Source organism: Streptomyces griseorubiginosus (genome assembly GCF_001514195.1).
Lineage (GTDB): Bacteria > Actinomycetota > Actinomycetes > Streptomycetales > Streptomycetaceae > Streptomyces > Streptomyces griseorubiginosus.
In genome coordinates this window covers 1353153-1372731 of sequence record NZ_KQ948734.1, presented here as the reverse complement: position 1 = coordinate 1372731, position 19579 = coordinate 1353153, and the positions used below count along the sequence as shown (strand labels likewise).

Annotated in this window: 21 protein-coding genes; 1 reads left to right on the top strand and 20 read right to left on the bottom strand. The window is 70.3% G+C overall.

Going from position 1 to position 19579, the window contains the following annotated elements:
* Nucleotides 1–18: 18 nt before the first annotated feature.
* The 12 genes from AQJ54_RS06145 to rpsB all read right to left on the bottom strand — a co-directional run bounded on the left by AQJ54_RS06145 (nucleotide 19) and on the right by rpsB (nucleotide 11651).
* The gene (locus AQJ54_RS06145) at nucleotides 19–1041 is read right to left on the bottom strand and encodes an ABC transporter ATP-binding protein (RefSeq protein WP_062234552.1); all 1023 of its coding nucleotides are present in this window, start codon (nucleotides 1039–1041) and stop codon (nucleotides 19–21) included.
* Complete coding sequence (locus AQJ54_RS06140; protein ID WP_062234550.1) at nucleotides 1041–2642, bottom strand: ABC transporter permease; 1602 nt, start codon at nucleotides 2640–2642, stop codon at nucleotides 1041–1043. Before AQJ54_RS06140 ends, AQJ54_RS06145 begins: the two co-directional genes overlap by 1 nt.
* A 32-nt stretch (nucleotides 2643–2674) precedes the next feature.
* Complete coding sequence (locus AQJ54_RS06135; RefSeq protein ID WP_062234950.1) at nucleotides 2675–3748, bottom strand: thiamine ABC transporter substrate-binding protein; 1074 nt, start codon at nucleotides 3746–3748, stop codon at nucleotides 2675–2677.
* Between the two features lie 127 nt (nucleotides 3749–3875).
* The gene (rlmN, locus tag AQJ54_RS06130) at nucleotides 3876–4982 is read right to left on the bottom strand and encodes a dual-specificity RNA methyltransferase RlmN (RefSeq protein WP_062026728.1); all 1107 of its coding nucleotides are present in this window, start codon (nucleotides 4980–4982) and stop codon (nucleotides 3876–3878) included.
* Between the two features lie 37 nt (nucleotides 4983–5019).
* Nucleotides 5020–5283: a hypothetical protein gene (locus AQJ54_RS06125; RefSeq protein WP_062234548.1), complete on the bottom strand. Its 264-nt coding sequence runs from the start codon at nucleotides 5281–5283 to the stop codon at nucleotides 5020–5022.
* A complete protein-coding gene (locus AQJ54_RS06120; protein ID WP_062234547.1) occupies nucleotides 5280–6413 on the bottom strand; it encodes a WXG100 family type VII secretion target in 1134 nt (377 codons plus the stop codon). Before AQJ54_RS06120 ends, AQJ54_RS06125 begins: the two co-directional genes overlap by 4 nt.
* Nucleotides 6410–6739, bottom strand: a complete 330-nt coding sequence (locus AQJ54_RS06115; protein WP_248845304.1) for a WXG100 family type VII secretion target — start codon at nucleotides 6737–6739, stop codon at nucleotides 6410–6412. Before AQJ54_RS06115 ends, AQJ54_RS06120 begins: the two co-directional genes overlap by 4 nt.
* A gap of 215 nt (nucleotides 6740–6954) precedes the next feature.
* Nucleotides 6955–8112 carry a phosphatidate cytidylyltransferase gene (locus tag AQJ54_RS06110; RefSeq protein WP_062234545.1) on the bottom strand — a complete coding sequence of 386 codons (1158 nt, stop codon included), beginning with the start codon at nucleotides 8110–8112 and terminating at the stop codon, nucleotides 6955–6957.
* Nucleotides 8112–8669 carry a ribosome recycling factor gene (gene frr, locus AQJ54_RS06105; RefSeq protein ID WP_020138771.1) on the bottom strand — a complete coding sequence of 186 codons (558 nt, stop codon included), beginning with the start codon at nucleotides 8667–8669 and terminating at the stop codon, nucleotides 8112–8114. The genes AQJ54_RS06110 and frr overlap by 1 nt, the downstream gene beginning before the upstream one ends.
* Before the next feature lie 148 nt (nucleotides 8670–8817).
* Nucleotides 8818–9576, bottom strand: coding sequence for a UMP kinase (gene pyrH / locus AQJ54_RS06100; protein ID WP_030315804.1), 759 nt, complete (start codon nucleotides 9574–9576; stop codon nucleotides 8818–8820).
* Between the two features lie 189 nt (nucleotides 9577–9765).
* Nucleotides 9766–10602 carry a translation elongation factor Ts gene (tsf, locus tag AQJ54_RS06095; protein WP_062026737.1) on the bottom strand — a complete coding sequence of 279 codons (837 nt, stop codon included), beginning with the start codon at nucleotides 10600–10602 and terminating at the stop codon, nucleotides 9766–9768.
* Nucleotides 10603–10736: 134 nt separating this feature from the next.
* Nucleotides 10737–11651: a 30S ribosomal protein S2 gene (gene rpsB, locus AQJ54_RS06090; protein WP_062026738.1), complete on the bottom strand. Its 915-nt coding sequence runs from the start codon at nucleotides 11649–11651 to the stop codon at nucleotides 10737–10739.
* 272 nt (nucleotides 11652–11923) lie between these two features.
* Between rpsB and AQJ54_RS06085 the strand changes: the two genes are divergently transcribed.
* Nucleotides 11924–12499, top strand: coding sequence for a murein hydrolase activator EnvC family protein (locus tag AQJ54_RS06085; RefSeq protein ID WP_062234544.1), 576 nt, complete (start codon nucleotides 11924–11926; stop codon nucleotides 12497–12499).
* A gap of 79 nt (nucleotides 12500–12578) precedes the next feature.
* On the opposite strand, the gene AQJ54_RS06080 is transcribed toward AQJ54_RS06085, so the two are convergent.
* The 8 genes from AQJ54_RS06080 to lepB form a co-directional block, all read right to left on the bottom strand.
* Nucleotides 12579–13136 carry a TetR/AcrR family transcriptional regulator gene (locus AQJ54_RS06080; protein ID WP_062234543.1) on the bottom strand — a complete coding sequence of 186 codons (558 nt, stop codon included), beginning with the start codon at nucleotides 13134–13136 and terminating at the stop codon, nucleotides 12579–12581.
* Between the two features lie 105 nt (nucleotides 13137–13241).
* Entirely contained in the window at nucleotides 13242–14084 is an 843-nt protein-coding gene (gene whiG, locus AQJ54_RS06075; protein WP_028809835.1) for an RNA polymerase sigma factor WhiG, read from the bottom strand.
* Between the two features lie 253 nt (nucleotides 14085–14337).
* On the bottom strand, nucleotides 14338–15438 hold the full coding sequence (gene dprA, locus AQJ54_RS06070) for a DNA-processing protein DprA (protein WP_062234947.1): 1101 nt from the start codon (nucleotides 15436–15438) through the stop codon (nucleotides 14338–14340).
* Nucleotides 15439–15479: 41 nt separating this feature from the next.
* Nucleotides 15480–17090 carry a YifB family Mg chelatase-like AAA ATPase gene (locus AQJ54_RS06065; RefSeq protein WP_062234945.1) on the bottom strand — a complete coding sequence of 537 codons (1611 nt, stop codon included), beginning with the start codon at nucleotides 17088–17090 and terminating at the stop codon, nucleotides 15480–15482.
* A 1-nt stretch (nucleotide 17091) separates the two neighbouring features.
* The gene (locus AQJ54_RS06060) at nucleotides 17092–17454 is read right to left on the bottom strand and encodes a YraN family protein (protein ID WP_062027191.1); all 363 of its coding nucleotides are present in this window, start codon (nucleotides 17452–17454) and stop codon (nucleotides 17092–17094) included.
* 130 nt (nucleotides 17455–17584) lie between these two features.
* Nucleotides 17585–17893: a DUF2469 domain-containing protein gene (locus tag AQJ54_RS06055; protein ID WP_003965949.1), complete on the bottom strand. Its 309-nt coding sequence runs from the start codon at nucleotides 17891–17893 to the stop codon at nucleotides 17585–17587.
* A gap of 56 nt (nucleotides 17894–17949) precedes the next feature.
* Nucleotides 17950–18426 carry an NUDIX hydrolase gene (locus AQJ54_RS06050; RefSeq protein ID WP_030315817.1) on the bottom strand — a complete coding sequence of 159 codons (477 nt, stop codon included), beginning with the start codon at nucleotides 18424–18426 and terminating at the stop codon, nucleotides 17950–17952.
* Nucleotides 18427–18754: 328 nt separating this feature from the next.
* Nucleotides 18755–19528: a signal peptidase I gene (gene lepB / locus AQJ54_RS06045; protein ID WP_062026741.1), complete on the bottom strand. Its 774-nt coding sequence runs from the start codon at nucleotides 19526–19528 to the stop codon at nucleotides 18755–18757.
* Nucleotides 19529–19579 lie beyond the last annotated feature (51 nt).

Sequence of the window (19579 nt, the reverse complement as noted above, 5' to 3'; positions counted from 1 at the left end):
GACTGTAGGTCGCCCGCGTCAGCCCAGCACGACAATTTCGGCCGCGTCGAACCCCACCCCCACCGCGTCCCCGACCTCCGGCGCCTCGCGCAGGGCGCAGGCGGCTTCCAAACGGGGTCCGTCGTCCGTGGGTTGCAGGTGTACGGCGACATGGGTGCCCTTGAAGGTGCGTGCGGCGACCGTGCAGCGGAGCCCCTCGTCGGCCGGGACCAGTCGCACGCCCGCGGGCCGCACCAGCACGCTCCGGACTCCCTGCGCGGCCCCCGGCGGCACCGGAACCTTGCCCCACACCGTGTCCGCCGCCTCGCCGGTCACGGTCCCCTCCACCACGTTCTCGAAGCCGAGGAAACGGGCCACGAACTCGTCCACCGGTCGCTGCCACACCTCGAGCGGCGTACCGGACTGGGCGATCCGCCCGTCCCGCATCACCACGACCCGGTCGGCGAGGGCGAAGGCCTCGCTCTGGTCGTGGGTGACCGCGAGTACCGTGGTGCCCAACCGCCCGAACAACTCCCGCAGTTCGACGACGAGCCGCTCCCGCAGCGAACGGTCCAGCTGCCCGAGCGGCTCGTCGAGCATCAGCAGCCGGGGGCGGGGGGCGAGCGCCCGGGCCAGCGCGACCCGCTGCTGCTCACCGCCGGAGAGCGAGGCCACGGCCCGGCGGGCGGCGCCCGGCAGTCCCACGAGGTCGAGCAACTCCCGCACCCGCTCGCCCTGCTGCGCCTTGGGGGCGTCGTGCATCCGGAGTCCGAAGGCCACGTTGGCGCCCACGTCCCGCTGCGGGAACAGCTGGTGGTCCTGGAACATCAGACCCACCCCGCGCCGGTGCGCGGGCACCCCGGCCTGGTCCCGCCCGTCGAGCAACACCCGCCCCGCGTCGAGCGGTTGCAGGCCGGCCACCGCCCGCAGCAACGTCGACTTGCCGCTGCCGCTCGGTCCGAGCACGCACACGACCTCGTGCTCGGCGACGTCGAGCCCGACCCCGTCGAGCACGGCCCGCCCGCCGAACCGTACCGTCGCCTCCGCAAGGCTCAGCAGCATCAGAACTCCCCGGTCCGGTCGGTCCGCAGCCGTTCGAGGACCAGCAGCGCCACCGCGCACACGATCATCAGGATGGTCGAAAGGGCCATCGCCTGGCCGTAGTTGAGATCACCGGCGCGGCCCAGCAGCCGGGCCACGGCGACCGGCAGGGTCGGGTTGTCGGGCCGGGCGATGAAGACGGTCGCCCCGAACTCGCCCAGCGACACGGCGAACGCGAACCCCGCCGCGATCAGCAGCGCCCGCCGCACCATGGGCAGGTCGACCTCCCGCCACACCCGCCAGGGCGAGGCTCCGAGCACGGCCGCGGCCTCCCGCAGCCGGTGGTCCACCGCCCGCAGCACGGGCAGCATGGTCCGTACGACGAACGGCACCCCGACCAGCGCCTGCGCGAGCGGCACCAGGATCCAGGACTGCCTGAGGTCCAGCGGCGGCTCGTCGAGGGAGATCAGGAACCCGAAGCCGACGGTCACCGCGGACACCCCGAGCGGCAGCATCAGCAGCGCGTCGAAGCCGCGTACCCAGCGTCCCGCGTCCCGTCGCGTCAGGGCGGCCGCCGCGAGCCCTCCGATCAGCACCGCGATGGCGGTCGCGGCGAGGGCGTACTCCAGCGAGTTCCCGATCGCCTCGATCGGCGCGACGAGGAAGACCCCGCCGTCACTGTGGGTGAGCGCCCGGTAGTAGCCGAAGTCGGGGGCGCCGAGGGAGCGTTGCACCAGCACGGCGAGCGGCAGGACCAGCAGGACGGCGACGACCGCGAGGACCCCGGCCAGCAGCGCCCACTCCCCCGCGCCGCGCGGCCGCCGGGCGGTGACGGACGCGTCCACGAGCCGGAGCGCGCTCTCCCTGCGCCGTACGGTCCACGCGTGCAGGGCGAGGACAGCGCCCACCGCCACGAACTGGATGATCGTCAGCACGGCGGCCGTGGAGAGGTCGAAGATCTCGGAGGTCTGGCGGTAGATCTCGACTTCGAGGGTGGAGAAGGTGGGGCCGCCGAGGATCTGGACCACGCCGAAGGAGGTGAAGGTGAACAGGAAGACCATCAGCGCGGCGGCGGCCACCGCGGGCCCGAGCGCGGGGAGGGTCACCTTGCGCCAGGCGGTGAGCCGGGACGCGCCCAGCATCCGCGCGGCCTCCTCCTGCCGGGGGTCCAGCTGCGCCCACAGCCCGCCCACGGTCCGTACGACGACCGCGTAGTTGAAGAAGACGTGCGCGAGCAGGATCGCCCACACCGTGGTGTCCAGCCGTACGCTCCACCACTCGTCCAGCAGACCGCCCCGGCCGACCAGGGCCAGGAAGGCCGTACCGACCACGACGGTCGGCAGCACGAAGGGCACGGTGACGACGGCTCGCAGGATCTGCTTTCCGGGGAAGTCGAAGCGCGCGAAGACGTACGCGCCGGGGAGCGCGATCAGCAGCGTGAGCGCGGTGGAGACGAGCGCCTGCCAGGTGGTGAACCACAGGACGTGCCGGATGTCCGGCTGACCGAGGACGTCGGTGATCCGGCCGAGCTGCCAGCTCCCGTCCGTGTCGAGGCCACGCTTGACGATCGCGGCGACCGGCCAGGCGAAGAAGACGGCGAAGAACGCGACGGGCACGGCCATCAGGCCGAGCCGTGCCGCCGCGCCCCTGCGGCTCACTTGAGGACGAGCGAGGTCCACGACTTGACCCAGTCGTCACGGTGTTCGGCGATCTTGGCCGGGTCCATGGTCTCGGGATCCTTGGCCTGCGGACCGTACTTCGTGAACTCGGCGGGCACCTGGGCGCCCTGCACCACCGGGTAGACGAACATGTTGAGCGGCATGTCCTGCTGGAACTCCTTGGTGAGCAGGAAGTCCAGGAGCGCCTTGCCGCCCTTGGTGTTCTTGGCGTTGCTGAGCAGCCCCGCGTACTCGATCTGCCGGAAGCAGGTGCCGTCGGCGACCCCGGTGGGCGCGGTGCTCGGCTTCGGGTCGGCGTAGATCACCTCGGCGGGCGGGGAGGAGGCGTAGGAGACGACGAGCGGCCGGTCGGCCTTGGCCTTCTTGCCTCCGGCGGACCCGGAGAACTCCTCGTTGTAGGCCTGCTCCCAGCCGTCGACGACCTTGACGCCGTTGGCCTTGAGCTTCTTCCAGTAGTCCTGCCAGCCGTCGTCGCCGTACTTCGCAGCCGAGCCGAGGAGGAAGCCGAGGCCCGGCGAGGAGGTGGAGGCGTTCTCGGTGACGAGGAGGTTCTTGTAGGCGGGCTTGATCAGGTCGTCGTACGACGTCGGCGGCTGGAGCTTGTGCCTGCTGAACCACGCCTTGTCGTAGTTGACGCAGATGTCGCCGGTGTCGACGGGCGTGACCTTGTCCCCGTCGACCCGGTACCCGGCCTGGATGGTGTCGGCGCCCTTGGCCTCGTACGACTGGAAGAGGCCGTTGTCGAGCGCCCGGGAGAGCAGGGTGTTGTCGACGCCGAAGAAGACGTCTCCCTGCGGGTTGTCCTTGGTGAGGATCGCCTTGTTGACGGCCTGGCCGGCGTCGCCGTCCTCCAGGACCTTCACCTTGTAGCCGGACTTCTTCTCGAAGTCGGCGAGGACGCCCTTGGAGACGGCCCAGGAGTCGTGGCTGACGAGGGTGACGGTCTTGGAGCCGGTGCTGCCGGAGTCGGAGGAGGACGAGGACCCGCACGCGGACAGCGTGACGAGACCGAGGCCGACGACGGCAGCGAAAAGCTTCTTGTTGTTCACGGTGATGACCGAACTTCCTACCCAGAATGACCTGGGCGAGGTTCAGAGGGTCTGCGGCCCGGTTGCCGCACTCTCAGCGCTGTGGCGCTCCCCTGTCGGATATGAAGGTGTACGTACAGTCGCCAGACTACCGCTCGGTGGCCGCGAGCTGGCCACAGGCCCCGTCGATCTCCTGACCACGGGTGTCCCGGACGGTGACGGGCACCCCGTGCGCGGCGATGGCCTCGACGAAGGCCTTCTCGTCCTCGGGCCGCGAGGCGGTCCACTTGGAGCCCGGGGTCGGGTTCAGCGGGATGAGGTTGACGTGCACGGGCTTGCCGCGCAGCAGCCGTCCGAGCCGGTCCCCGCGCCATGCCTGGTCGTTGATGTCCCGGATGAGCGCGTACTCGATCGACAGCCGGCGTCCGGACTTCTCGACGTACTCGAACCCGGCGTCGAGGACCTCGCGCACCTTCCACCGCGTGTTCACGGGGACGAGGGTGTCGCGCAGCTCGTCGTCAGGAGCGTGCAGGGAGATGGCGAGCCGGCACTTGAAGCCTTCGTCGGCGAACCGGTGAATGGCGGGCACGAGCCCCACGGTGGACACGGTGATACCGCGCTGCGAGAGCCCGAGCCCGTCGGGGGCGGGGTCGGTGAGCGCGCGGATGGACTGCGTCACCCGCTTGTAGTTGGCGAGCGGCTCGCCCATGCCCATGAAGACGATGTTGGAGAGCCGCGCCGGTCCGCCCGGCACCTCCCCGTCCCGGAGCGCCCGCATCCCGTCGACGATCTGGTGCACGATCTCGGCGGTGGACAGGTTCCGGTCGAGACCGGCCTGGCCGGTGGCGCAGAAGGGGCAGTTCATCCCGCAGCCGGCCTGCGAGCTGATGCACATGGTCACCCGGTCCGGGTACCGCATCAGCACGGACTCCACGAGCGTCCCGTCGAACAGCCGCCACAGCGTCTTGCGCGTGGTCCCCTGGTCGGTCGACAGATGCCGTACGACGGTCATGAGCTCGGGAAGCAGCGCCTCCCGGAGCTTCTCGCGCGAACCGGCGGGGATGTCGGTCCACTCCGCGGGGTCGTGCGCGTACCGCGCGAAGTAGTGCTGCGAGAGCTGCTTGGCCCGAAAAGGCTTCTCCCCGATCCCGGCCACCACCTCCTTGCGCTCGGCAGGAGTGAGGTCAGCGAGATGCCGCGGCGGCTTCTTGGCTCCGCGGGGGGCGACGAAAGTGAGTTCTCCGGGCTTAGGCATAGCTCATCCAGTGTCGCAGATCATTCGGGAAGCCCGGTCAGAAGAGCCAGACGCCGAAGGCCGCGAGCGCCGAGCCCACGACCAGGAAGAAGCCCGCGAAGAGGGTGATGGGGACCACCTGGCCGCGGCGACGGGAGGGCTCCAGGCCCCGATAGGTGTGGGCCCCCGCGTACACACCGACGCAAGCGATGCCGCAACCGCCTATCAGCAGCAGATACCCGACGAAGTTGACCCACGTGAGGGGATGGTGCGGGTTGGGAGTGAAGACGGCCGCGAGGGTCCCGCCACCGAGTGTGCTCACTTGTCCTCGTCCTTCAGCAGGTCCTGGATGTCGGTCTCGATGCCGGATCCGGCGGCGTAGACACCGGTGTTGAGGGTGGTGCCCACCGTGTTCGCGAAGGCTCCGTCGGCCAGTTTCCCGCGGTCGCTCAGATGGTCGCCGCCGAGGCTGCCGTGCTGTTCCAGAGCATGGTTCACACCGTGGTTCTGAGCGTTTCCGAGAGCTCCCGTGGCAGCGTTCGTGAGCGCGTCCTGGGCCGTGGTCGAGCCGTCCTGGCCCACGTGATGGTCGAGCGTGAGACCACCGGCGACATTGCCGGCGGCGCCGTTCACGGTGGTGGCGAGCAGCCCCTCGCCTCTCAGGAGGTTGCCGGCCACCCCGGTCAGGCGCTCTCCCGCCGCTCCGGCCCCCGCGGTGAACGCGGCCGTGCCGACCGCGGCCCAGCCACCGTCCGCGACATCCTTCCCCACCGTCACCTGCTGCCCGTGAACGGCCTGGTTCGCCATGAGGCTGACCGAGTCCGCCGCGAAGTTCGTCGTGAAGCTCTCCAGCCCCGTCCTGGCGAGGCTCGCGCTGACCCTGGCCACGGCCGTGAGCATCTTCTCCAGCGTGGCGACCGTCTCCGCGCTGAGCCCCGAGAACCGCTCCAGGAGGCCCGCCACCCGCTCCGCCGCCGCTGTGAAGAGCCGGACCAGGTCCACGACCTTGGCCACCCGCGCCGCCACCGCCGTGTTCGCGACGAGGTCGGAGATGAACCCGGTGAAGAACGACAGGGCGACCCCGGCGATCTCCATCTCGGCGATCTCGACGCAGATGTCGATGATCTCCTTGTTGATCCCGTCGATCTCGTCGGCGTACGAGCGCAGCCCGTCGGCGACCTGGTGGAAGTGGGCGGCGACGTCCTGGACGACCTTCTTCTGCTCGCCCCAGTGCTTCTCGAAGGCGTCCCGGGCGGCTCCGTGCCACCCCTGCTTGTCGACCCCGGCTATCGCGGAGTCCACGGCCCGTACGACATCCGTCAGCTCGGTGCCCATGGCGTCCCAGGAGCGGGCGATGGCCCGGAGCGTGTCGCCGTCGCCGCCCGGGAGTTCCACACCGGCCGCCTGGAGGAGCTCCAGGACCTTGCCGTCGATCCAGTCGTTGACGCTCACGGACGGCCGCCCGAGGCCGCAGCGTGCAGATAGCCGAGGGCCGTCCGGTCGGAGTCCGCGTAGTGGACGGCGTTCAGCCGCAGCCGGTCGCCGTCGCTCCTGAGCACGTCGGGAAGGTGTCCGAGCGCCTTGACGGTGTTCTCCAGCAACTGCCGGTACTTCTCCGACGCGCCGTCACAGATCCCCAGCAGCCCGAACGCCTGCCCTATCCCCGCCGCGCTCCCGGAGAACGTCCCGATCGGCCCGGCAAGCCCCGTCGCCTCCCGGTCGAACCTGCCCGCCAGATCCGTCAGCGTCTCCGGGTCCACCCCGAACTGCTCGCTCATCCCGCTCCCCCGTTCGAAAACCGACGCGGCGGTCAGCATCCCGGACGAACTCCAGCGGAAACGGCCCTTTTTACGTATGCGAAGCAAGCCCTGACACACAATTTGCGCCAACCTGGGCTCCGCCATGCCTATGACGACAGGCCCCCACCTGCCCGGTGACGAAACGCAAAGGGACGGCAGCCGTCGCTGCCGCCCCCTCGCTCACCGTCGTTACGTCAGCCGCTGCCCACGAACAGCACCATCAGCAGCCACACCACCGGCGCCGTCGGCAGCAGCGAGTCCAGGCGGTCCATGATGCCGCCGTGGCCCGGCAGCAGGGTGCCCATGTCCTTGATGCCGAGGTCCCGCTTGATCATCGACTCGCCGAGGTCCCCCAGCGTCGCGCTGGCCGCGACCGCGAGGCCGAGGAGCAGGCCCTGCCACCACGTGCCGTCGTCGATCAGGAACTGCATGCACAGGGCGCCCGCCGCCATCGCGAACGTCACCGCTCCGACCAGGCCCTCCCGGGTCTTGCCGGGGCTGATGCGCGGCGCGAGCTTGTGCGTGCCGAAGCGCCAGCCGACCGCGTACGCGCCGGTGTCGCTGACGACCGTCAGGAGCAGGAAGGTCAGGACCCGCAGCGCCCCGTCCTCGGCCGCCAGCATCATGGCGACGAACGTGGCCAGGAACGGGACGTAGAACGCCGCGAAGACACCCGCCGTGACGTCCTTGAGGTAGCCCTCCGGCGGTTCCGTCATCCGCCAGACCAGGACCGCCAGTGCCGTGAGCGCCATGGCCACCCAGGCGCCCTCCGCGCCCCGGACGTACCCGGCGACGACCATCGCGGCCCCGCCGAGCGCCAGCGGCACCAGCGGCGCCTTGATGCCCTTGCGCTCCTGGAGCCTGCTGGTCAGCTCCCACAGACCCACCACGACGGCGACCGCTATCACGCCGACGAAGACGGCCTTGACGAAGAACAGGGAGGCGATGATCACCACACCGAGCCCGACGCCGACCCCTATGGCCGCACCCAGATCCCGGCCCGCACTCTTCTTCTGCGGCGCGGGCGCCGGCTGCGAGGCGTCGGGCATGGGCTCCGGATCCTGCTTCTGCGGCGCCGCGAAGGGCTGCGCCGGCGTGGTCTCGTCACGGACGGTGGTGTTCCGGAACGGCTCGTCCTGGAACAAGGGACCGCTCAGCCGAGCGGCCCCCCTGTCGTCATCCTGGTCTCCGCCGTACGCGGGTCCGTCGGGCACGATGGGCATGGGGCGAGTGTGCTGCGCGTCATGCGCATCGTACGCGGGACCCGCCGGGGCAGCCCCCTGGACAGGCCCCTGGTCGGACGGCCCCCAGTACCCGGCGTGGGGCGGAGTCGCCCAGGAAGAGTCGTTCATCAGACCTCGAGCAGCTCCGCTTCCTTGTGCTTCAGGAGCTCGTCCACCTGGGCGACGTACTTGTGCGTCGCGTCGTCGAGCTCCTTCTCCGCACGGCGGCCCTCGTCCTCGCCGATCTCGCCGTCCTTGACGAGCTTGTCGATCGAGTCCTTGGCCTTGCGGCGGACCGAGCGGATGGACACCCGGGAGTCCTCGGCCTTGCCCTTGGCGACCTTGATGTAGTCGCGGCGGCGCTCCTCGGTGAGCTCGGGGAACACCACTCGGATGATGTTGCCGTCGTTGCTCGGGTTGACGCCCAGGTCGGAGTCGCGGATCGCCTGCTCGATGTTGCGCAGTGCGGTCTTGTCGAACGGGGTCACGACCGCCATGCGCGGCTCCGGCACGGAGAACGAGGCCAGCTGGTTGATCGGCGTCGGCGCGCCGTAGTAGTCGGCCACGATCTTGTTGAACATCGCCGGGTGCGCACGACCGGTGCGGATCGCGGCGAAGTCCTCCTTGGCGACCACGACGGCCTTCTCCATCTTCTCCTCGGCCTCGAGGAGGGTCTCTTCGATCACCACTTGCTCCTGCGTGTCTTGAGTAGGCCCGGCTGCTGTTCCGTATGCGTGGGGGCGGCGGCCGGCTGCGTCGCGTCTTCTTCCTGCACGGTTCCCGACCGGCAGGACATTGTCCATCCCCCGGTCAGGGACCGGGTGTAACTCGGGTCTAGTCCCGGCTGCCCTGGTCGCCCACCAGCGTGCCGATCTTCTCACCCTTGACGGCGCGGGCGATATTGCCCTCCGCCAGGAGCTCGAACACCAGGATCGGGAGCTTGTTGTCGCGGCACAGCGTGACGGCGGTGGCGTCGGCGACCTTGAGGTCGCGGGTGATGACCTCGCCGTAGCCGAGGGCGTCGAACTTGACCGCGTCGGGGTTGGTCTTCGGGTCGGAGTCGTAGACCCCGTCCACGCCGTTCTTGCCCATGAGCAGCGCCTCGGCGTCGATCTCCAGGGCGCGCTGGGCGGCGGTGGTGTCGGTGGAGAAGTACGGCATGCCCATACCGGCGCCGAAGATGACCACGCGGCCCTTCTCCAGGTGGCGCACGGCGCGCAGCGGGATGTAGGGCTCGGCGACCTGGCCCATGGTGATGGCGGTCTGGACCCGGCTGTCGATGCCCTCCTTCTCCAGGAAGTCCTGGAGGGCCAGGCAGTTCATCACGGTGCCGAGCATGCCCATGTAGTCGGAGCGGGCCCGGTCCATGCCGCGCTGCTGGAGTTCGGCGCCGCGGAAGAAGTTGCCGCCGCCGATGACGACGGCGATCTCGGCGCCGTCCCGGACGACGGCGGCGATCTCACGGGCGATCTTGTGCACCACGTCGGGGTCCACACCCAGGCCGCCGCCACCGGCGAACGCCTCTCCGGACAGCTTCAGCAGAAACCGGCCGCGTACTTTGCCGTCGTCGCTCTTCTGGGCCTTGGTGGTCATGGGGATCCCGCCTCTTTCACCTGTTGCACATACGAAGAAGGCCATTGCCGGTTGGGAACTGGTTCGCATCCCATGCGCGGCAATGGCCTCCTCGTCAGATCTGCTGTCGTCCGCCACGCGCGTGCGTGGCGGCGTACCGCACGACTGCTGACGACCCTATAGGGCCCGCGCGTCGCTCGCGGTACGGACTCAGATGCCGACCTTGATGCGCGTGAAGCGCTTCAGGGTGACACCGGCCTCGTCCAGGACCTTCTGGACCGACTTCTTGTTGTCCAGCGCGTAGGGCTGGCCGAGCAGCGTGGCGTCCTTGAAGAAGCCGTTGAGGCGACCCTCGACGATCTTCGGCAGGGCGGCCTCGGGCTTGCCCTCGGCGCGGGTGGTCTCCTCGGCGACGCGGCGCTCGGACTCGACGACCTCGGCCGGCACGTCCTCCTTGGAGAGGTACTTCGGCGCGAAGGCGGCGATGTGCTGGGCGATGCCCTTGGCGACCTCGGCGTTGGGCTTGTCCAGCTCGATGAGGACACCGATCTGCGGGGGCAGGTCGGGCATCGTGCGGTGCATGTACGCGGTCACGAAGCCGTCGGCGAACTGCGCGAAGCGGTCCAGGACGATCTTCTCGCCGAGGTTGGCGTTGGCCTCGTCCACGAACGCCTGGACGGTCTTGCCGGCCTCGATCTCGGAGGCGAGCAGGGCCTCCAGGTCGGCCGGGGAGGTCGCGGCGACGTGCTCGGCGATCTGGTTGGCGACGGCCTGGAACTTCTCGCCCTTGGCGACGAAGTCCGTCTCGCACTTCAGCTCGACCAGGACACCGGAGGAGTTGTCGTCGGCGATGATCGAGACCACGGCGCCGTTCTCGGCGGAGCGGCCCTCGCGCTTGGCGACGCCCTTCTGGCCCTTGATCCGGAGCGCCTCGACAGCCTTCTCGACGTCGCCCTCGGCCTCGTCCAGCGCCTTCTTGCAGTCCATCATGCCGGCGCCGGTGAGCTCACGGAGCTTCTTGACGTCGGCGGCGGTGTAGTTCGCCATGAGTCTGTGAATCTTTCTCGAAGTCGGGAGATCTGCCCGATCCACGATCCACACGCGGATGAGGATCGCGAACCTATGGGTGAACGGCGGGAGCGAACCGGATGTCGGCCGCTCCCGCCGTCAACGCTGACTGATCAGGCCTGCTCGGCCTCGGCGGCGGGAGCCTCAGCGGCCGGAGCCTCAGCAGCGGCCTCGGCCGGAGCCTCGGCGGCAGGGGCCTCGGCAGCAGCGGCCTCAGCGGCGGGCGCCTCGGCGGGAGCCTCCTCGGCCTTCTTCTCGCCACCCTCGAGCAGGTCGCGCTCCCACTCGGCGAGCGGCTCGCCGGCGGCCTTCTCGCCCTTGTCGCCGGTGGCGACGCGCGAGCGGCTGATGAGGCCCTCGGCGACGGCGTCGGCGATCACACGGGTGAGCAGGGTGACGGAGCGGATCGCGTCGTCGTTGCCCGGGATCTTGTAGTCGACCTCGTCGGGGTCGCAGTTGGTGTCGAGGATCGCGACGACCGGGATGTTGAGCTTCCGGGCCTCGCCGACCGCGATGTGCTCCTTCTTGGTGTCCACGATCCAGACGGCGCTGGGCACCTTCTGCATCTCGCGGATACCACCGAGGGTCTTCTCGAGCTTGGCCTTCTCACGCGAGAGGACCAGGAGCTCCTTCTTGGTCAGACCCGACGCGGCGACGTCCTCGAAGTCGATCTGCTCGAGCTCCTTGAGGCGCTGCAGACGCTTGTAGACGGTCGAGAAGTTGGTGAGCATGCCGCCCAGCCAGCGCTGGTTGACGTAGGGCATGCCGACGCGGGTGGCCTGCTCGGCGATGGCCTCCTGCGCCTGCTTCTTCGTGCCGACGAACATGACCGTGCCGCCGTGGGCGACGGTCTCCTTGACGAACTCGTAGGCGCGGTCGATGTACGACAGCGACTGGAGCAGGTCGATGATGTAGATGCCGTTGCGCTCGGTGAAGATGAAGCGCTTCATCTTCGGGTTCCAGCGACGGGTCTGGTGACCGAAGTGGACGCCGCTCTCCAGCAGCTCCCGCATCGTGACGACGGCCATGGCCGTTCTCCTTGGTGATCTCGGTTGTACCGCGGGTACCGGAGGGCACCCGCGCCTGACGCCCGCGACGCGCCTTGCCACAGAGGACCGAGAGGCGCTGACACCGACCGCTTGGCGGCCTGATGTCGGGGCGTGCGAAGTCGACCCGGTCGCCCGGATCGCCAGAAGAAGTGTACGGGACCCGCGGGGTACCGGGTGACGCCGTTGTCCACAACCTGGGAGCAGTCCACAGGTCCCGGTCATGACCGGGACGGGTACGGGACGGTTTCCGCATGCGAGCGAAGCGATGCGGACGATGTGCCGGGTGGCTGGTGCTGGGCTTTCTGCTGTTCCTGACGGCACCGGCCCCCACCTCTTGGTCACCCCCTCTCACCCCGACGGCCACGGACACCTCGGTGCCGGCGATCGGCCGCACCTGGCCCGTGGGCGTCCGCCCGGCGGTCCTGCGCGGTTGGGAACCTCCGGCGACCGTGTACGGCCGCGGCCACCGGGGCGTGGACCTGGCGGCGCCCGCGGGAGCCCCGGTCAGGACGGTCGCCGCGGGCCGGGTGTCCTTCGCGGGCCGGGTGGCGGGCAAGGGGGTGGTGTCCGTGGAACTGACGGGCACGGATCTTCGAACGACCTACGAACCGGTCACGGCGTCGGTGGAGAAGGGTGCCGAGGTGGAAGCGGGTGAGGTGGTCGGCACGGTGGCCCCGACGGGCTCCCACTGCACGACCACCTGCGTCCACTGGGGCCTGAGAAGGGGCGAGACCTACCTGGACCCGTTGTCCCTGCTCCCGCCGTGGCTGTTGCACAGGGGGCCGTCGAGGCTGTTGCCCGTACTGGGAGTGCCGCTGCCGAAGTAACCCCGGTCCGCTGCCCGCACCCCAGGGGCGCGGGGAACCGGGCGACCAGCCACGACGAATCCGCACCTGGCGGCCGGCCTCAGCCCCGCACTCCCCGCAGCGCCATCGAGACCGCGGCCTCCGTGATCACGGAAGGCTCCTCCGCCGCCCCCAGCTCGATCCTCCGCACAGCCGCGTCCACCACCCCCTGCACAAGCATCGCCGCCAGCCGCGGCTGCTCGTGCCCCATCTCCCCCAGCGCCTCGACGATCAGCGCGACAAGCCCTCCGTGCGCCGCCCGGATCTTCTCGCGGGCCCCTGCCTCCAGCTCACTCGCGGAGATGGCGACGACGGCCCGGTGCCGCCGGTCCCCGACCAGCGTCAGCTGCTGCCGCACATACGCCTCGACCTTGCCCTCGGGCGAGGGCTCCCGCTCCATCGCCGCCGCGACCTCCGCGGCCCAGACGGGGAAGTCGGCCTCGCACAGCTCCTCGACGACGGCGGCCCGCGACCGGAAGTACTCGTACACCGACGACCGCGCGAGTCCCGTCCGCTCGGCGAGGGCCGGGAAGGTCAGCGCTTCCGTCCCGCCCTCGGACAGCAGTGACCGAGCCGCGTCCAGCAGGGCGGCTCGCTGCATCGACCGGTGCTCGGCCACGGAGGCCGCTCGAATCCTTGGCACGTCAACCACTGTACGGACGCGGCCCCGCGGACGGGAGCCACTCCGGCCGACCTGCCGTCGCCGCACAGCCGTACGGCCAGGTCAGCGGCCGAAAGCAGCCAGCTTCGCCCGCAGCTGGAGCACCGACTTGGTGTGGATCTGGCTGACCCGGCTCTCGGTCACACCGAGCACGTTGCCGATCTCCGCGAGCGTGAGGCCCTCGTAGTAGTACAGGGTCACCACGGTCTTCTCCCGCTCGGGCAGGGTGTTGATGGCCCGGGCGAGAAACCGCCGCAGCTCCCGGTCCTCGGCGACCTCCACGGGGTTGTCCGCAGCGGTGTCCTCCAGGGTGTCCATGAGGCTGAGCCGGTCGCCGCCCTCACCGCCGACATGCAGCAGCTCCTCCAGCGCCACCACGTTGGCCAGCGACAACTGGCTGAAAACCGCGTGCAGATCGTCCACCGCGATGCCCAGCTCGCCGGCGACCTCGCCCTCCGTCGGCGTCCGCCGCAGCCGCGCCTCCAGCGTGGCGTACGCCCGCTCGACGTTGCGCGCCTTCTGCCGCACGGACCGCGGGATCCAGTCCAGCGCCCGCAGCTCGTCGATCATGGCGCCCCGGATCCGGGTGATCGCGTAGGTCTCGAACTTGATCTCGCGGTCGATGTCGAACTTCTCGATCGCGTCGATCAGCCCGAAGACCCCGGAGGACACGAAGTCCGCCTGTTCGACATTGGGCGGCAGGCCGACGCTCACGCGCCCGGCGACGTACTTCACGAGCGGTGAGTAGTGCAGGATCAGCTGCTCGCGCAGCCGCTCGTCTCCCGACGCCTTGTACGACCGCCACAGCTCGTCGAGTGTCGAGGGAGCGGGCGGCCGCACGCTGCCACCGTCACGGGCGGCTGGGGGGATCGCCGCCCGGTCGGATCCGGAAGTGTGCTGGGGCATTCGTCGCCTTGTGCCGTTCTGCCGTGAAGTACGCGGTGTACGTCATGTACGTGGAGTGCGTCGGAATCCCCGTGAGCGTAGCGTGACTGAGCTGTCGCAGTGCGCAAACAACGTGGCGAAGTGCTTGCCCGGATCCGCCCCGTCGGCGACTCACCGTAGCCACGGCCGTCGCCCTGTGTGATCACCGGAACACCCCAACTGCTGTAATTCCCAAGGTTGTCGGGGGTTCCCCCGGACGGCCGAACACGCTCGGTCAGCGCGGGCTGCGGCCACCCCGGACCGAGATCACCGCTTGGCGTGTCAACTTCCAGCCATCGCCGTGTCGTTCGACGTAACCAAGTGCACGGAGTTCGTACAGTCTCGCGATCGCGTCGTCGCCGGTCGTCTGCGCGCCCCGGGCGATCTCGTCCACGCCGGCCTCCCGGTGCCCGGGCAGCGCGGACAGCACTCTCCGTGCCGCCGGGGCCAGGAGGTCCCGCGGCAGCACGGGTCCGCGCCGGTCCGGGGCCAGCTCCCCCATGTCACCGACGAGCTCGACGACGTCCGCGGCGTCCGTGACCAGCGTGGCGTCCTCGCGGAGCAGCTCGTGCACCCCGGCGGAGAGGCTGCTGGTGGCGGGCCCGGGCACCCCCATCGTGTGTCGGCCCAGCCGTCGAGCCGCCCGCGCGGTGACCAGGGAGCCGCTGCGGTGGGCTGCCTCGACGACCACGGTGCCGCGGGTGAGGGCGGCGATCACCCGGTTCCGCAGCACGAATCTGCTGGGCGTCGGATGCTCGCCGGGCGGCAACTCCCCGATCACCAGACCCTGTTCGGCGATCCTGGTGATCAACTGGGTGTGTCCGCGGGGGTAGGGACGGTCGACCCCGCAGGCCAGCACGGCGACGGTGGCCCCGCCGGCGCCGAGGGCACCGCGGTGGGCGGCGCCGTCGACTCCGTAGGCGCCGCCGGAGACGACCACCCAGCCGCGTTCGGCGAGCCCGGTGCCGAGGGTGGCCGCCATGTGGGCGCCGTACTCGGTACAGGCGCGGGCTCCGACGACGGCGACGGACCTCAGCGCCCACATCCGGAGGCCGGCCCTCCCCCGCACCCAGAGCCCGATGGGGCGCACGTCCCCGAGGTCGTCCAGCTGGCTGGGCCACTCGGCGTCCCCGGGCATGACGAACCGCGCACCGGCCTCGTACGCCTGACCGAGGTCCCGCTCCGCGTCGGCGACCGCGGCGCGGGCCAGCAGCCCGGCCCACCGCTTCTCACTGACTCCGGGCAGGGCCTCCCCGCCACCCCGCAACCGCGAGGCCACGGCACCCGCTCCCCACTCCCGAATCCACCGTCCCCCGGCCTCGTCCCCCGGCTCCATGACCCGGGCGAGGAAGACACGATCGATCAGCTCGGCCTCGTTCACCGCACCATCCCCTCCAGGACGGCACCGCGTCGGACACCAGTGCGCAGTTCCAGGGCCCAGTTCACGTCGTTGGCCGAGGGGCGATCACGCCCTGCCAGGTCAGCAACGGTCCAGGCCACGCGCAGCACCCGGTCCAGGCCGCGAGCCGTCAGGAGGCCCCGGTCAAGGTCCTCTTCGGCTTTGCGCAGCGCACCCGACTGCACATGCCAGCGGGTGCGCAGCTCATGGCCCGGCACCTCGCTGTTGGTGCGCCACGGCGTCCCTTCGTAGCGTCGGGCCGCGCGTTCCCTCGCCGTCTTGACCCGCTCTGCGACTGTGGCAGTCGTCTCGGCACCGTTGTGGAGCTGGAGCAGCTCGGCCCTGGCCACGGGTTCGACTGTCACGCGCAGATCGACCCGGTCCATCAGAGGTCCGGACAGCCGAGCGCGGTACCTCTTGATGGAGGAGGGCCTGCACTCGCAGACGTCGTCGCCCCTTCCGTGCCTTCCGCAGGGGCAGGGATTGGCCGCCAGCACCATGAGGAACTTCGCGGGCATCCGCAGCATCCCGGCTGCCCTGGCAACCACGACGTGCCCCGACTCCAGCGGCTGCCGCAGGGCGTCCAGGACGCTGCTGTGAAACTCCGCGGCTTCATCCAGAAAAAGCACACCGTGGTGCGAAAGGGACACGGCTCCGGGTCGAGGCAGTCCGTTCCCTCCGCCGACGAGCGAAGCCATCGTCGCCGAGTGGTGCGGGGCGCAGTACGGTGCCCTGTCCACGAGAGGGTGGCCTGGTGGCAGGACCCCCGCGACGGAGTGCACCGCGGTGACCTCCAGCGATTCCTGCCTGCTCAGCTCGGGCAGCAGCCCCGACAGCCGTTCGGCCAGCATGGTCTTGCCGGCACCCGGGGGCCCCTTGAAGAAGACGTGATGACGTCCTGCCGCAGCCACCTCCAAGGCCGACCTGGCCATGTGCTGTCCCGCCACATCGGCCAGATCCGGAGCGTGCTCCCCTGCGAGAGCTCCGGTCCCGAGGCCGGTACCCGGGAGGGCGAGGCCGGCGAGGAACGGATCTGGGCGAATCTCTCCAGGGACCGGTTCCTCGTCGGGCACCGGCTCATCGGTGAGCACCGCGATGAGCTGACGAAGGCTGCGCACCCCCAGGACCGAGACGCCCGGCACCAGTGATGCCTCTGGGACCGCGCACTCCGGTACGACCACCTGTTCGTAGCCGGCGTCCGCAGCGGCCAGCACCGCCGGCAGGATCCCTCGGACCGGCCGGACCCGCCCGTCCAGGCCCAGCTCCCCGATCATCACGATATCGGCGAGGACTCGGGGGTCGATCCGCTCTGCCGCGCCGAGGACCGCCGCCGCCACGGCGAGGTCGAAGCCGCTTCCACTTTTCGGTACGGACGCCGGACTCAGCCCCACGGTCAGCTTCTTCTGCGGCCACGGCGCCCCCGAGTTCACCATCGCCGCCCGCACCCGGTCCCGGCTCTCCGTCAAGCTCTTGTCCGGCAACCCCACCAGCGTGAACGCCGCCACCCCCGGCTCCAGGTCCGCCTGGACCTCGACCACGACTCCCTCGACGCCCACCAGCGCCACCGAGCACGTACGAGCGAAACCCATCTCAGGCCACCCCCCGCGCATGCTCGACCACGGGCGCGCCGCGCCGGGGCAGGACCACGCCCACCAGATCGATGCGGACGCCTCCCGGCGGTGCCCCTCCATGGGCGTGGATCCAGCACGCGGCGAGCCCCCGCAGCCGCTCCGCCTTCTCGGGGCTCACCGCGGCCATGGGGTGCTCGAAGGCCCCCGTCCGCCGTGTCTTGACCTCGCAGACGACCAGGACCTCGCCGTCCTGCGCCACGATGTCGATCTCGCCGGTCCGGCCACAGCGCCAGTTGCGCTCCAGGACCGTCATCCCGGCCTCGGTCAGCCGCCTCGCGGCCAGACTCTCGCCGTACTTGCCGAGTGCACTGCGTGCGTTCATGTCGGCACCACCTCCGGCACCGACGATCACGCAACCCCGCCCACCCTGTTGATCTTGGTGGACTACTCAGCGGTTGTGGAAAACCTCGTCACCCACACGGGTGAGCCGACCCCAGCCGGCACGGCCGGGCTCATCCGCCCGGCAGCTCCAGGTCACTCTTGTTCAGCTCCTCGATGTTCACGTCCTTGAACGTCAACACCCGGACCTGCTTCACGAAGCGAGCCGGCCGATACATGTCCCACACCCACGCATCCGCCATGGACACCTCGAAGAACACCTCACCCTGGACCGAGTGGACCTGCATCTCGTAGTCGTTGGTCAGGTAGAAGCGTCGCTCGGTCTCGATCACGTATTTGAACAGACCGACGACATCGCGGTACTCCCGGTAGAGCTTCAGCTCCATCTCGGTCTCGTACTTCTCGAGGTCCTCGGCGCTCATGGCATGTTCCCCTTCAGCCGTGCGATCCCACTATTGTGCGCCAGCCCCGTCAGCCCCTAGACGATTTCGGTGTCGAGGGTCACGGGTCCGGCCGGGGGGCCTTCGTCGAGCAGCCTTCGCAGCAGCTCGGCGAGTCTGGTCGGATACACCGTCTCATGTGCCCGGGTCAGTTCCTGACACGTCCACCAGCGCGCTCCGGCGACGCTGCGCCGCTCCAGCTCGGTGAGGCCCCTCGCCTCGGTGGCCGTCTGCGTCGTACGGGCCAGGTAGTACCACTCGTCCTGGTCCCAGCGGCGGCCCGCGAACGGGAAGGAGCACGTCCGCCGCCAGAGCACCGGCCCGAGTTCCACCTCGGTGATGCCGGTCTCCTCGGCGAGTTCCCTCAGTGCGGCCTCTTCACGGGTCTCGTCGCCCTCGAGTCCTCCGCCGGGCGTGAACCACCAGTCGTCGGCGGGGTCGTCCGGTTCGTGCCCGTGCAGCAGCAGGATCCGGTCCTCGGGATCGAGCAGCACCACCCGGGCCACCTTGCGCAACCCACCGCCCTCGTACGCCTCCGCGGCCCCACCTGGAGCCTCAGCCGAAGTCCCTCCGGCCGAGAACGCATCCGAGTCCCCCTTAGAGGCCTCGCCCGAGCCCGCAGACCCGGCCGCAGCCGGAGCCGAGCCAGAAGATCCACCGGACACCCCGGCCGACAGATCGGACCGACCCGACGCCCCGGCCGACATGTCGGATCCACCGGACCCTCCGGCTGCTCCACCCAGCCCTGACGATCCACCGGACCCTCCGGCCGCTCCACCCAGCCCCGACGATCCACCGGACCCCCCGGCAGACCCCGCCGAGCCCAAAGACCCGCCCCCCGCCTCAGCGGGCACCGACCGGCTCCGTCCGTACCCGCTGCCGCCTGGCGAGGAGGCCGGCGACCGGGCCGTACGCCCCGCCGCCCAGGACCAGCACGGCGCCCACCACGATCAGCAGCAGGATCGTGTTCAGCGGCCCCGGCGTGGAGAGGGCACCGATCTTCCCGAAGCCGGTCGGACGCTCCAGCATGCCCTTCCAGGGCCAGACCACGGCGTCCACCCGGGCCTCCACGGCGCTGCGCGCCACCGTGCCCTGCGCCGCGTCGGTGAGGTGCGCGGAGGAGTCCAGGGAGCCCTGCCGCTCGTCACCGAGGAGGAAGAGCCGGCCCTGAGGCACCTTCACGGTCGGGATGGCCTTGTCCTCGACCACACCGCCCTTGAGGTACGGCTCGTCGATCTCCTTGCCGTTGACGGTCAGCTTGCCGTTCGTGCAGCAGGCGACCGTGTCCCCGCCCACCGCGACGACCCGCTTGACCACGAGGGCGCCGGTCACCCACGCCTTGTCGTTGAAGACGACGACGTCGCCCCGGCGGATCTCGTCCGCGTCGACGCGCTGCCCGAGCACCCGGTCACCGGCGGCGATGGTGGGCGACATGGAGCTGGTCGGCACGGTGAACGGCCGGTAGGCCAGCGCTCCCCAGGCGAACCCGCCCAGAAACAGCACGATGCCCAGCGCGACGGCCAGACCGGACAGTCGCTGTCCGGTCCGGCTGCCCGCCGGGCGTGTGCTGGTGCCGCCGCTGCGCGGGGCCGTACGTATTGCGCTCTCGCCACCCATGGGTCCGCACCCTACCCGGCGGTACCTGACGGGGTCAGCCCTTCCCGGCCG

Excerpts from the sequence above, each read along its gene's own strand:
- AQJ54_RS06145 (WP_062234552.1), bottom strand. The coding sequence starts at position 1,041 with ATGCTGCTGAGCCTTGCGGAGGCGACGGTACGGTTCGGCGGGCGGGCC.
- AQJ54_RS06140 (WP_062234550.1), bottom strand. The coding sequence starts at position 2,642 with ATGGCCGTGCCCGTCGCGTTCTTCGCCGTCTTCTTCGCCTGGCCGGTC.
- rlmN (WP_062026728.1), bottom strand. The coding sequence starts at position 4,982 with ATGCCTAAGCCCGGAGAACTCACTTTCGTCGCCCCCCGCGGAGCCAAG.
- AQJ54_RS06115 (WP_248845304.1), bottom strand. The coding sequence starts at position 6,739 with ATGAGCGAGCAGTTCGGGGTGGACCCGGAGACGCTGACGGATCTGGCG.
- AQJ54_RS06110 (WP_062234545.1), bottom strand. The coding sequence starts at position 8,112 with ATGAACGACTCTTCCTGGGCGACTCCGCCCCACGCCGGGTACTGGGGG.
- pyrH (WP_030315804.1), bottom strand. The coding sequence starts at position 9,576 with ATGACCACCAAGGCCCAGAAGAGCGACGACGGCAAAGTACGCGGCCGG.
- tsf (WP_062026737.1), bottom strand. The coding sequence starts at position 10,602 with ATGGCGAACTACACCGCCGCCGACGTCAAGAAGCTCCGTGAGCTCACC.
- rpsB (WP_062026738.1), bottom strand. The coding sequence starts at position 11,651 with ATGGCCGTCGTCACGATGCGGGAGCTGCTGGAGAGCGGCGTCCACTTC.
- AQJ54_RS06085 (WP_062234544.1), top strand. The coding sequence starts at position 11,924 with ATGCGAGCGAAGCGATGCGGACGATGTGCCGGGTGGCTGGTGCTGGGC.
- whiG (WP_028809835.1), bottom strand. The coding sequence starts at position 14,084 with ATGCCCCAGCACACTTCCGGATCCGACCGGGCGGCGATCCCCCCAGCC.
- dprA (WP_062234947.1), bottom strand. The coding sequence starts at position 15,438 with ATGGAGCCGGGGGACGAGGCCGGGGGACGGTGGATTCGGGAGTGGGGA.
- AQJ54_RS06065 (WP_062234945.1), bottom strand. The coding sequence starts at position 17,090 with ATGGGTTTCGCTCGTACGTGCTCGGTGGCGCTGGTGGGCGTCGAGGGA.
- AQJ54_RS06060 (WP_062027191.1), bottom strand. The coding sequence starts at position 17,454 with ATGAACGCACGCAGTGCACTCGGCAAGTACGGCGAGAGTCTGGCCGCG.
- AQJ54_RS06055 (WP_003965949.1), bottom strand. The coding sequence starts at position 17,893 with ATGAGCGCCGAGGACCTCGAGAAGTACGAGACCGAGATGGAGCTGAAG.
- lepB (WP_062026741.1), bottom strand. The coding sequence starts at position 19,528 with ATGGGTGGCGAGAGCGCAATACGTACGGCCCCGCGCAGCGGCGGCACC.